At 71.1% G+C, this 12,336-nt stretch carries 6 protein-coding genes; 3 read left to right on the top strand and 3 right to left on the bottom strand.

Features of this window, described 5'->3' with window-relative positions; translation table 11 throughout:
• Positions 1–133 precede the first annotated feature (133 nt).
• Positions 134–2,509 carry an AbfB domain-containing protein gene (locus AFM16_RS01620; RefSeq protein ID WP_078631848.1) on the top strand — a complete coding sequence of 792 codons (2,376 nt, stop codon included), beginning with the start codon at positions 134–136 and terminating at the stop codon, positions 2,507–2,509.
• Positions 2,510–2,553: 44 nt separating this feature from the next.
• Here the strand turns inward: AFM16_RS01620 and AFM16_RS01615 are convergent, their stop codons facing one another.
• The 3 genes from AFM16_RS01615 to AFM16_RS01605 form a co-directional block, all read right to left on the bottom strand.
• The gene (locus AFM16_RS01615; protein ID WP_078631846.1) at positions 2,554–5,832 is read right to left on the bottom strand and encodes a LamG-like jellyroll fold domain-containing protein; all 3,279 of its coding nucleotides are present in this window, start codon (positions 5,830–5,832) and stop codon (positions 2,554–2,556) included.
• 470 nt (positions 5,833–6,302) lie between these two features.
• Positions 6,303–7,076, bottom strand: coding sequence for a maleylpyruvate isomerase family mycothiol-dependent enzyme (locus AFM16_RS01610; protein WP_078631844.1), 774 nt, complete (start codon positions 7,074–7,076; stop codon positions 6,303–6,305).
• A 63-nt stretch (positions 7,077–7,139) separates the two neighbouring features.
• Positions 7,140–7,712 carry an O-methyltransferase gene (locus AFM16_RS01605; RefSeq protein ID WP_245177599.1) on the bottom strand — a complete coding sequence of 191 codons (573 nt, stop codon included), beginning with the start codon at positions 7,710–7,712 and terminating at the stop codon, positions 7,140–7,142.
• Positions 7,713–7,872: 160 nt separating this feature from the next.
• On the opposite strand from AFM16_RS01605, the gene AFM16_RS01600 reads away from it, so the two are divergent.
• Both AFM16_RS01600 and AFM16_RS01595 read left to right on the top strand, forming a co-directional pair.
• Positions 7,873–8,718, top strand: coding sequence for a class I SAM-dependent methyltransferase (locus AFM16_RS01600; RefSeq protein ID WP_078631842.1), 846 nt, complete (start codon positions 7,873–7,875; stop codon positions 8,716–8,718).
• Positions 8,719–9,005: 287 nt separating this feature from the next.
• On the top strand, positions 9,006–12,278 hold the full coding sequence (locus tag AFM16_RS01595) for a GH92 family glycosyl hydrolase (RefSeq protein WP_078631841.1): 3,273 nt from the start codon (positions 9,006–9,008) through the stop codon (positions 12,276–12,278).
• Positions 12,279–12,336 lie beyond the last annotated feature (58 nt).

Raw genomic sequence — 12,336 nt, 5'->3', positions numbered from 1 at the left:
GGCCCCGGCCTCACGACGGCGGACCCCCGCACCAACCCGCCGCGTCCGACCGGTTCCAGGAGGCGGCCGGACCTCCCCCCGGCCGCCTCCTCGCACGCGTACGTCTCCGCACCCCACGAGTCAAGGAGGCACGATGCGCCAAGCACCCGCAGGACGAAGGCCGTTCGGATGGCTGAGACGACGGGCGCGGTGGACCACCACCGCGCTCGTCGCGCTCGTTCTGGCCGCCGCGACGGCCCTGACGGCGACCGGTCCCGCGACCGCGGCCGGATCCGCCGCACAGGCGTGGACCCCCAAACCGTCCCCGATGACCACCCCGTGGACCAACCAGGTCCCCACCGACACCCCGCTCGCCGAATACCCCCGCCCACAGCTCACCCGCCCCGACTGGGCCAATCTCAACGGCATCTGGGACTTCGCCGTCACCTCGGCGGACGCCGGCCGGCCCGCCTCGTTCACCGAACAGATCCGCGTCCCCTTCGCCGCCGAGTCCGCGCTCTCCGGCATCCAGCGCAAGATCACCCAGAACGACAAGCTCTGGTACAAGCGCACCTTCACCGTCCCGTCGAACTGGAACGGCCGCCGCGTCCAGCTCCACTTCGGCGCCAGCGACTGGCGTACGACCGTCTGGGTCAACGACCGCCAGGCCGGAGCCGTCCACAGCGGCGGCTACGACGCCTTCTCCTACGACATCACCGACCTGCTCGTCGGAGGCGGCACCAACACGGTGGTCGTCTCCGTCTGGGACCCCACCGAGACCGGCGGCCAGGCCGTCGGCAAACAGCGCATCCGCGACGTCGCCCCGCACGCCGGCGGCGGCATCTTCTACACCGCCGCCTCCGGCATCTGGCAGACGGTCTGGCTGGAGCCGACCGCGCCCGCCCACATCGGCCGCCTCGACCTGGTGCCCGACCCGGCCAACCACCGCCTCAAGGTGACCGTCCGGGGCACCGGCACCAACGGCCACCAGGCCCGCGTCACCGTCTCCACCGGCGGCACCACCGTGGGCACGGCCACCGGCCCCGTCGGCACCGAGTTCACCGTGCCCGTCCCCAGCCCGCGCCTGTGGACCCCCGACGACCCCTTCCTCTACGACGTCCGCGCCGACCTGCTCTCCGGCGCGAACACCGTGGATTCCGTGGGCAGTTACACCGGCATGCGCACCGTCGGCCTGGCCCGCGTGGACGGCCTGCTGCGCCCGGTCCTCAACGGCCGGTTCGTCTTCCAGACCGGCACCCTCGACCAGGGTTACTGGCCCGACGGCATCTACACCGCCCCCACCGACGCGGCCCTGCGCCACGATCTCCAGAAGCACAAGGACCTCGGCTTCAACATGGTCCGCAAGCACATCAAGGTCGAACCGCAGCGCTGGTTCTACTGGGCCGACCGGCTCGGCCTGCTCGTCTGGCAGGACATGCCCTCCATGGACCTGCGCACCCCCGACAGCGCGGCCCGCACCCAGTGGGAGGCCGAGTACGACCGCATCATCGACCAGCACCGCAGCTCACCGTCCCTGGTGATGTGGGTGAACCAGAACGAGGGCTGGGGCCAGTACGACCAGGCCCGCATCGCCACGAAGGTCAAGGCGTACGACCCCTCCCGCCTGGTGAACAACATGAGCGGCGTCAACTGCTGCGGCTCCGTCGACGGCGGCAACGGCGACGTCGTCGACCACCACGTCTACGTCGGCCCCGGCACCACCGTCCCCAGTGCCACCCGGGCCGCCGTCCTCGGAGAGTTCGGCGGACTCGGGTACAAGGTCGCCGGACACGAGTGGTACCCCGGCGGCGGCTTCAGCTACGAGGACCAGCCCGACGTCGCACACCTGAACAACCGGTTCGTCGGTCTGCTGGACGCGATCCGCGAGGTACGCATGCCCCGCGGCCTGTCCGCGTCCGTCTACACCGAGATCACCGACGTGGAGAACGAGGCCAACGGCCTGCTCACCTACGACCGTCAGATCGTCAAGGTCGACGAGGCCCGGGTCAGGGCCGCCAACCGCGCCCTCATCGACGCCTCCCAGGCCGCCCCGGCCCCTGTCACCCTGCCCGTCGACCAGTACCGGTCCCTCAGGGTCACCACCCCCGGTTACACCGACCGCTATCTGCGCCACCGCGACGGCCTGGCCTACACCGACGTCGTCAACGGCGGCAGCACCGCGCTGCTGAAGAACGACGCCACCTGGAAGATCGTCCCCGGGCTGGCCGACAGCTCCTGCTACAGCCTCGAATCGCGCAACTACCCCGGCCAGTACCTGCGGCACCGCGACTTCCGCGTCTACAAGGAGGCCGGCAGCGGCGACCTGTTCCGCGCCGACGCCACCTTCTGCCCCGTACGCGGCGCGAACGGCGGGGTGCGGCTGTCGGCGTACAACTTCCCCGAGCAGTATCTGCGCCACTACAACGCCGAGTTGTGGCTCGCCACCCCGGGCGGCACCCACACCTGGGACAACCCCGCCCTGTTCACCGAGGACACCACATGGTCCGTGGACGCGGCCTGGGCACCATGACGACCGGGGCGTGACCGCCGTACGTCCGCCTGCGCCTCCGCCGGCTACGGCTTCTCGGCGCCGTACAGGGTGCTCACCTCCTCGGCGGTCAGCACCCGGTCGACGGCGTGCACCTCGTCGACGGCGCCGTTCCAGAAGTCGACGTTCGCGCCGTCCCAGTGGGCGCGTCCGACGGTCAGCCCGCCGGTGCTGCCCAGGGCCGCGCCGCCGGTGGTCGTCGCCGCGAGCCTGCCGTCTACGTAGAGCCGGATCTGGTTCGTCGCGGCGTCGCGCACCCCGACCAGGTGGTACCAGCGGCCCGTCTCCACCGCCGTGGTCACCTGCGCGCGGCGCTCGCCGGGCGTGCTGAAGGCGAACGCCCCGTGCCCGTACTGGAGATAGAACGAGTTGGCCGTGGCACGGGAGTCCTGGCTGACCGCCGTCGCGTAGTTGCCGGGGACGGCGTCGAGCCGTACCCAGGCCGCCACCGAGTAGCTGCCGCTGGTGTCGAGGACCGGTCCGGCGGTCTCGGCGTACTGGGTGCGGCCGTCGAACTTCAGGGCGCTGCCGCGGACTCCGGGCGTCCAGGAGGCTCCCTCGCGCAGGGTCAGGGGCCGTGCGTTGGGGCCCGAGTCCTTCGCGGTGGTGCCGGTGCCCTCGTCGAGCGTCCAGCGCCCGCCGCCCTGCGGCGGACCCTCACGGCCCGCTGCGGCACCCGCCGCGATCACCTTCCGGTTGACCGCCCGCACCTGGGCCGCATCGACCTTGATCTCCCGACGGTCGTACGTGTACAGGCCGTTCAGCTCGTTCTCCAGGTCGGTGATCTGCGTGTACACCGATCCCGACAGTTCGGCGCGGGCCTGGTCGAGGTAGAACCGCTCGGTGTTCTCCACGTACTTGCGGGTCAGCTCCTCCTTGGAGTTGACGCCGCTGTAGATCACCGTCGGCGCGCCCGGCCACATGTGGCCCGGGGTGCGCAGCACGAATCCGCCGTGCTCACCGTCCATGGCCGCCCGGCGCTCGTCCGGGAACGCGGGGTCGGTGTTGTTGTAGTCGTGGTGGTCGATGATGTCGCCCTTGCCCGAATCACCCTTGGAGTTGCAGCAGTTGACCCCGCTGTGGGCGTTGACGACGCGGGACGGGTCGGCGGTCTTCACGGACTCGGTGATCCGGCCGGTCTCCTCGCGGTTCCACTCGCCCCAGCCCTCGTTGAAGACGATCCAGCCGATGACGGAGGGCGCGTTGTGGTGCTGCCGCATCACCTCCTTGCCCTGGTCGACGAACGCCTTCTGCCCGGTCTCGTTGGTGATGTTCCCGGAGACGAAGTCCTGCCAGACCAGCAGGCCCAGCCGGTCCGCGTGGTAGAACCAGCGCGCCGGCTCCACCTTGATGTGCTTGCGGACGGCGTTGAAGCCGAGCTTCTTGTGCGCCTCCAGATCGAAGGCGAGGGCCTCGTCGCTGGGCGCGGTGTAGAGGCCGTCGGGCCAGAACCCCTGGTCGAGCGTGGCCAGGGAGAACACCGGCTTGCCGTTCAGGACGAGCTTGTTGAAGCCGCCGACCTTCTCGACGCCGACCTCGCGCATCCCGAAGTAGCTGCCGACCTCGTCGGTCGACCGGCCGTCGGTGAGCGTGACGTCGAGGTCGTAGAGGTAGGGGTCGTCGGGGCTCCACAGATGCTGCTTCGCCACCGGCAGCCTCAGTTCCCGGCCGGCCGCTCCGGAGACCCTGCCGACGACCTTGCCGCGCGTGTCGCGGGCGACGGCCTCGACCCGGGCGCCGGGGGAGGCGTTCGCGGAGTTCACCGTCACCGCCAGGGTGCCGGTGTCGATGTCGGGCGTGGTGACGATGTCGTCGATCGACGCGGGCGCGACGGGCTCCATCCACACGGTCTGCCAGATGCCGGACGTCTGCGTGTAGAAGATGCCGCCCGGGTTGGTCGACTGCTTGCCCATCGGCTGGTCGGCGCCACCGGTGTCGGTGACGGCGACGACGATCTCCTGCGGCCCGCTGCCCTTGAGCGCGTCGGTGATGTCGGCGCTGAACGCGTTGTAGCCGCCGGTGTGTTCGGCGACCTTCGTGCCGTTGACATACACGCGGGCCTGGTAGTCGACGGCGCCAAAGTTGAGCTTGAGCCGGTTGTCCCGACCGCTCTTGCCGACCTTCCAGCCCTTCGGGACGTCGACGGTCCTGCGGTAGAACATGTGGTCCTCGTGCCGCTCCAGCCCGGAGAGCTGGGACTCGACCGGGAACGGCACGATGATCTTCTCGTCCAGCTTCTTGCCGAAGACCGGCTGCTCACCCGCCTTCGCGGCACTGAACTGCCAAGGACCGTTGAGGTTCTGCCACTTGGACCGCACCTGCTGCGGACGTGGGTACTCCGGCAGCGGATGCTTCTTGTCCAGCTTGTCGCCCCACTCGGTGGTGAGACGATGCGTGGAGGCGTTGTCGGCGTACCGGACGACCTTCGGCACGCTCGCTCCGCCGACCGTCAGCGCGCCCGTGCCGTCGTAGGCGACCCGCACGAGCTGGTTCTTCTGGATCGCCTCCGAGAGGTTCACGTAAAGGGAGTTGGGGTCACCGGGCACGGACGCCACCGACTTGATCGGCAGCGCGGTGGTGTCGGCCTCGACCTTCAGATGGTCCTTCAGACCGCTCTGGAGTCGGCCCACCCTGCCGTCGAACCGGGCGCGCAGCCGACGGCCGTTCTCGGCGACGGTCAGCTCCACCGGGAACACCTCGAAGCCGGCCGGCGGGGTGAACGCCGACATCGGCACGATCTGCTTGGCCAGCGTCGGCGTCGACCAGCGCAGGAACATGTTGGCGCCGCCGGTGTCCTGGAACAGCTCCAGCCGGAAGTCGTGCTTCTCACCGGCGGTCAGCCGCACCGGGGCACTGGTCTGCTCCCGGTCCCAGTCGCCCACCCAGTGGTCGATGACGGGTTCCCCGTCGATGAACAGCCGGAAGCCGTTGTCGCCGATCGCGTAGAAGGTGTAGTCACCGGTCGCCGGCGCCTCGATCTGCCCCGTCCAGCGGGCGGTGGTGTGCTCCGTCCGGCCGGTCAACTCCTCGAAGGTGCTGGTCAGTCCGGAGAAGTTGATCTGAGGGTCGAGCAGGGTGCCGCCGAGCTTGTCGAAGTCGCGGGCGCCGGGCGCCGACATGCTGAAGTACTCGCCCTTCAGCCCGTGCGTCTCGACGGCGGCCTGACCTGCGGCCCGCGCCGCCGCGCCGCTCACCGGCTCGGCCGCGGCCGCCGCCGGAAGCAGCCCGCTCGGGGGAAGGACCAGGGCCGCCGTCGCCAGCAGCGCCCATATCCGGGCTCTGGGGCGGGTGTCGTGTCGTGTCATCGAACCTTTCCTCGTACAGAGGCCGCCGTGGGGGTCGGGGAGCCTTTTCAACGTTGGAAATCCTGTGACAGCGGTATGACAACACGCTCACAGAGGCATGTCCAGACCTCGCGCACCACTCGGTCACCGGGTGGGCGGGGGGTGGGTGCGGGGTGAGGTGAGTGTCAGGGGGCTTTGCGGGGGCGGGAGTTGTGGACCGCACCGCATGCTGCTCATGTCGTGCCGCACGATGGCGGAGCAGTACGTGCGCCCGTCCGGCATCCAGACCAGATCGCCCCGGTCGTCGGCCATACGGCGGACGACGGCGGCCGTAGCGGTCGTGGGCGGCACGTACGACGCCGTGTCCTGTCCCGCCCGCGGGGCGCGCGCAGCAGCCGGCTGTCCCGATCGGCGGCCCACGGCCGCCCGCCTCGGCCGGGCATCGCTGCTCCCGGGCCCGACTCCTAGATCGCCTGGAGGGACATGACGCCCTACTCCTCCGGTTCCCAGGCGCGGAGGAGGTCGAGGAGGCCCCTGTCCCCGTCGATCCGGAGGGAGGTCGCCGGGACACGGTTGTACAGGAAGAGGACCAGGTCACTGGCCGTGCCGTGGACGGAGACGTCGGCCGTGCCCGGGGCTCCCTCGGGCCGTGCGCCGTCGGCGTCGAGGGTGAGGCGCCAGGAGTGGCCCTCACCGTCGGTGGCGTGGAAGTCGAGGACCGCGGGCTTGTGCGGCCAGGCGCTGGTCGTCGCGACGCACGTGTTCAGGAACTCGTCCACACCGTCGAGCGCGGCCGCCTCCGGCAGCGGTTGCGGTACGCCCAGGGCGAGTTGGGCGTCGTAGGTGTGCACGGCGGTCTCCTGGACGCGATGCCGGGCGACGCCACCCGAGTGCTGCGGGGTCCGCGACGCACCCCACCACGTCCAGCAGCCACGCTCCGGGCCGGCCTCCCGCAGCGCGTCCAGCAGCGCCTGCGTCGAGTCGGCGAGCCAGGCCACCAGGGCGTCACGTTCCCGCGGCGCGTCCACGGTCGCACGCGTGGCCGCGGCCTCGGCCGAGGGTGCGTCGGCGGGCCCCGCGGCGACGACGGCGGCCCAGAAGCGGTCCCCGCCCCCGAGATGCTCGACCAGACGGAACAGCGTCCACTCGGGGCAACTCGGCACCCGCACATCGAGACTGGGCGCGGAGGCGACCGCGGCGCGGAAGGCGCCGGACCGTTCGTCGATGAGGCGAAGCAACTCGGGAAACTCAAGGGAGGTCGTCACACCGACTGCCTATCATCACGCTCTGACGATCGAACACCGAATTTCCCGCCCCCGCCTCCCCGGTCAGGCTCGCCGTGCCGCAACAATCGCTGAACTGACCGGCGTTGTGAGCACCTCGGTGGCTTCCAGGGCGGGGTGGGTGAGGTAGAAGAGCCGCAACTCGTCCACTTCGCCGCCGAAGCGGGGCGGCCAGTGGGGCGAGGGAGTGAAGTCGTCCAGGACGAGAAGGCCACCGGGAGCGAGTAGTTCGACGACTCTCCCGGGGTCGTCGCGCTTGCCGCCGCCGTCGCAGAAGAAGACGTCGAAGGGAGCGTGCCGCTCAAGCAGCCGCCAGTCCCCGGTGAGCACGCTGACACGGTCGTCGTCCGCGAAGATCTCGGCCGCCCGACGGGCCAGTTCCTCGTCACGCTCCACCGTGACCAGGCGGGCGCCCGCGCCGAGCCCGCTGTGCAGCCAGGCCGTGCCCACCCCCGCGCCGGTGCCGCTCTCCGCGATGAGCCCGTGCGGCTTCGACGCGGCGGCCAGCCGCAGCAATCTGCCCACTTCCGGGATACAGCCCTGCTGGAATCCCGCCTCGGAGGCGACCCGCTCTGCGATCGCCACACGGGGCGGAAACGCACGTTCTGCCATGATCACGAGCCCTCCCTGTGATGCCCCCAAACCCTGACAGACCCCGACAACTCATGAGACAGTCATAGATGGCGCCGGAGTCGCCGAGGCTCGGGCGCGGCGGTCCGAGGGGATGTCCCACCGCTCGGAATCGTACGCATACGGTGTGACAGCGGAGGTGCCCGTCATGACCGAGGCGAGTGAAGCGGGCCAGACCCAAGCCAAGGCGGACCAGGCGCTCAAGGCCAAGCATCGCGCCATGTGGGCGCTCGGCGACTATCCCGCCGTCGCCACGGACGTCATCCCGGCCCTGGGCCCCGAGCTGGTGCGGGGCAGCGGGGTCCGGCCCGGGAGCCGGGTGCTCGATGTCGCCGCCGGGTCGGGGAACGCCGCGATCCCCGCCGCGATGGCGGGCGCCGACGTCGTCGCCGTCGACCTGACCCCGGAGCTGCTGGAGGCCGGCCGTCAGCTCGCCGACGAGCGCGGTGCCGAGCTGGAGTGGCGTGAGGGCGACGCCGAGGCGCTGTCGTTCGCGGACGGGGACTTCGACACGGTGATGTCGTGCGTCGGTGTCATGTTCGCCCCGCACCACCAGCAGGCGGCCGACGAACTGGTCCGGGTCTGCCGGCCGGGCGGGCGGATCGGCCTGATCAACTGGACGCCGGAGGGGTTCATCGGGCAGATGTTCGCCGCCATGCGCCCGTACGCGCCCCCGCCGCCGCCCGGCGCGCAGCCGCCCCCGCTGTGGGGCGACGAGGAGCATGTGCGCGCGCTGCTCGGCGACCGCGTGACCGGACTCGACGCCCGCCGACAGGCGCTGCACGTCGACCAGTTCACCGGCCCGGAGGACTTCCGGGACTTCTTCAAGTCCAGCTACGGCCCGACGATCGCCGTCTACCGTGCGATCGCCGACGACCCCGAGAAGGTCGCCGCCCTCGACGCGGCCCTCGTGGACCTGGCCGCACGGCATCTCGAGGACGGCGCGATGGACTGGGAGTACTTGCTGGTCACGGCCGACCGGGCAGCCGCCTAGGGCCTCTCTTTCAGATCTTGCCGAGGGCCGCGGGGAAAGGCCCAGAGACGTCGGCGGGCTACCGGCCGCAAAGGGTGGCTTGTGGCGAACTCCGGTGCGACAACGATGTCAATTGGTCTGTACATGACTCTACAGGCATGACTCTAGCCGCTGGATGGACAACGATGTCAAGGGGATGAGTCGACACCCGCACGCGCTCTTCCCCAGCGGACACGAAGGGCGCTACTGTCCCTGCGGCTTGTGCGACCTGTGGTGCGCGACCCGTCCGAAGGAGGAGGGGCCGCGTCATGCGTTTCCGTCCCGTGTCCTTACTGCTGGCCACCGTCCTGGCGGCCGTCGGCGCCACCCCCGCCCTCGCGGCCCCCGCCGCGCCACCGGGCCTCGTCGACGACCCCGCCGCCTACGTCGATCCGCTCATCGGCACCAAGAACGGCGGCAACGTCTTCCCCGGCGCCGTCACCCCGTTCGGCATGTTCTCCTTCAGCCCGGAGAACACCCGGGGCGACGCCACCCGCACCGCCGCGCCCGGCGGCTACCACTACGACGCCACCCGCATCCGCGGATTCAGCCTCACCCACATGTCCGGCACCGGCTGCGCGGGCGGCAGCGGCGACATCCCGTTCTTCCCGTACGCCGGTGAGGTCTCCTCGTCGCCCGCGAGCGACGCCAAGGACGCCGTCTACGCCTCGGACTTCAGCCACGCCGACGAGAAGGCCGAGCCCGGCCACTACAAGGTCGGCCTCGCCTCCGGAGTCACCGCCGACCTCACGGCGACGGCCCGTACCGGATCGGCCCGCTTCACCTACCCGGAGGGCAAACCCGCCTCCCTGCTGATCCGTACCGCCAACTCCGAGGTGGGCTCCACCGATTCGACGGTCACCATCGACCCGGCGACCCGCACGGTCTCGGGTTCGGTGACCTCCGGGAACTTCTGCGGCTACCTCGACCCGGAGGGCCGCCGCTCCTACTACACGCTCCACTTCACCGCCCGTTTCGACCGCGCCTTCAAGGCCACCGGCACCTGGCAGGACGACAAGCTGACCCCGGGCTCCACCCGGGCGAGCGGCGGCACCGGCGGTTTCGCGAACGGCGGGCGGCCCGTCGCGGGCAAGGGCGCGGGCGGATACGTCGAGTTCGCGCCCGGATCAGATCCGGTGAACGTCAAGGTCGGCATCTCGTACGTGAGTCAGGCCGGGGCCGCCGCCAATCTGGCGGCGGAGAACCCCTCCCACCGCACCTTCGACCAGATCAAGGACGCCGCGCGCCGCGCCTGGCGGGACCGGCTCGACGCCGTCCGGGTCGGCGGCGGCACCGATGCCGAGCGCACCACCTTCTACACCGCGCTGTACCACGCGCTCCTGCATCCGAATGTGATCAGCGACGCCGACCGCCGCTACCGGGGCAGCGACGACAAGGTGCACACCGTCCCGCGCGGCCACCGCGCCCAGTACGGCACCTTCTCCGGCTGGGACGTGTACCGCAACCAGGTGCAGCTCCTCACCCTGCTCGACCCGCGCACCGGGTCGGACATCGCGCAGTCGCTGTACGAACTCGCCCGGCAGAACGGCGGGATCTGGGACCGCTGGCTGCACGGCGCCGGCGGCACGCACGTCATGAACGGCGACCCCTCGGCACCCGCCCTCGCCGGGATCCACGCCTTCGGCGGCACGGACTTCGATCTGCGTGGCGCGCTCGACTCGCTGCTCAAGGCGGCGACCGTCCCGACGGAGAAGGACCTGTCACCGGCGGGCAAGCCTGTGCTGTCCGTCGGCCAGCGGCCTTCTCTCGACAAGTACCTGAAGCTGCACTACATGCCGTCCGTCTCCAACGCCTGGGGCGGTGCCGCCGAGACGCTGGAGGTGTCCGGCGCCGACTTCGCCCTGTCCCAACTCGCCGCCGCCGCGGGGAAGAAGAGGACCGCGGACGACTTCGCCCGCCGTTCCCAGTGGTGGCAGAACAACTTCAACATCGCCGCCGATCCGGGCGGCGGGTACATCGCCAACCGCAAGGCCGACGGAAGCTGGGTCACCGGCTTCACCCCGGCCACCGGCAACGGATTCGTCGAGGGCACCGCGGCCCAGTACACGTGGATGGTGCAGCACAACCCCGCCGGTCTGTTCGCGGCGATGGGCGGCAAGGACGAGGCGGTCGCCCGCCTCGACGCCTTCTTCCACGACGCCGACGGCGACTGGGCGTTCACCGGCAGCGGCGGCGACAAGTCGGAGATGGACAACGAACCCTCGATCAACGTCCCCTACCTGTACGCCTATGCGGGCGCGCCCCACAAGACGCAGGAGACCGTCCGCGCCGCGATGACCCGGCTGTGGTCGACGGCGCCCGGCGGTATCCCGGGCAACGACGACCTCGGCGCGATGTCCGCCTGGTACGTGTTCTCCGCGCTCGGCATGTACCCCCAGGTGCCGTCCCGGGCCGAACTCGTCCTCGCCTCCCCGCTGTTCCCGCGCGTCGAGATCGACCGCCCGGACGGCAACGACATCTCCGTCCGCGCGCCCGGCGCCGCCGCCGACGCGCCCTACGTCCACTCCCTGAAGGTCAACGGCCGTACCAGCGACCGCCCTTGGCTGCCGGCGTCGTTCGTCCGGGACGGCGGCAGGGTCGACTTCACGCTCTCCGGCACCCCCGACCGCACCTGGGGCACCGACCCCGCCGACGCGCCGCCCTCCTTCCGTACGGGCGAGCAGCCGTACCAGATCGGCGTCGGCCCGACCGCGGCGACGCTCGCACCGGGGGAGACGACGAAGGTCGCGATCCGCGCCCTGTCGCTGAGCGGCGGCACGGGACCCGAGGTGCGTTTCCGGGTCGAGACCCCCGACGGGCTCACCGCGACACCGGCCGAGGGCACCGTGACCGACGGCGCCCGGGAGATCACCCTCACCGCGGCGGCGGACGCACGGCAGGGCTTCTACGACGCGAAGGTCACGGTGACCTCCGACGGCACCTCGTACGCGCAACCCCTCGCCCTGACCGTCGCGGCCCCCGGCACCCTGCTCGCCGCCTACAACAACACCGGTGTCTCGGACGACACGGGCGACCACGACGAGGCCGACTACGACGGCGGCGGCTGGAGCTACTCCCGCCAGGCCCTCGAAGCGGCCGGTCTCACCCCTGGCGGCCACGGCACGGTGGAGGGCCTGGCCTTCACCTGGCCCGCCTCGCCGAACGGACGGCCCGACAACATCGCGGCCGGGGACCAGAGCCTCGACCTGCCGCCCGCCACCACCAAACTGTCCTTCGTCGGCAGCGCGGTCAACGGCAACCAGCGCGGCACCGCCACGGTCACCTACTCCGACGGCAGCACCGGCGCGGTCGACCTCTCCTTCACCGACTGGACCGTCGGCGGGGGCGGCGGCACCGTCCAGTTCGGCAACACGGTCGTCGCCCGCAGCGCGTACCGCAATGTCGCCGGCGCCGACAAGGACCCGGTGGCCACCTATGTGTTCGCCACCGCCCCGTTCACGGCCCCGACCGGCAAGACGATCACCGGCGTGAAGCTGCCGCGCAACGCGGACCTGCACGTCTTCACCCTCGCCACCGGCTGACCCGCACACGACACGCCCGGTGCCGCCGGAAAGCGGCACCGGGCGTGAGCGGGAGGGA

The organism is Streptomyces antibioticus, assembly GCF_002019855.1.
Classification (GTDB): Bacteria; Actinomycetota; Actinomycetes; order Streptomycetales; family Streptomycetaceae; genus Streptomyces; species Streptomyces antibioticus_B.
This window is presented reverse-complemented; position numbering and strand designations above follow the sequence as displayed.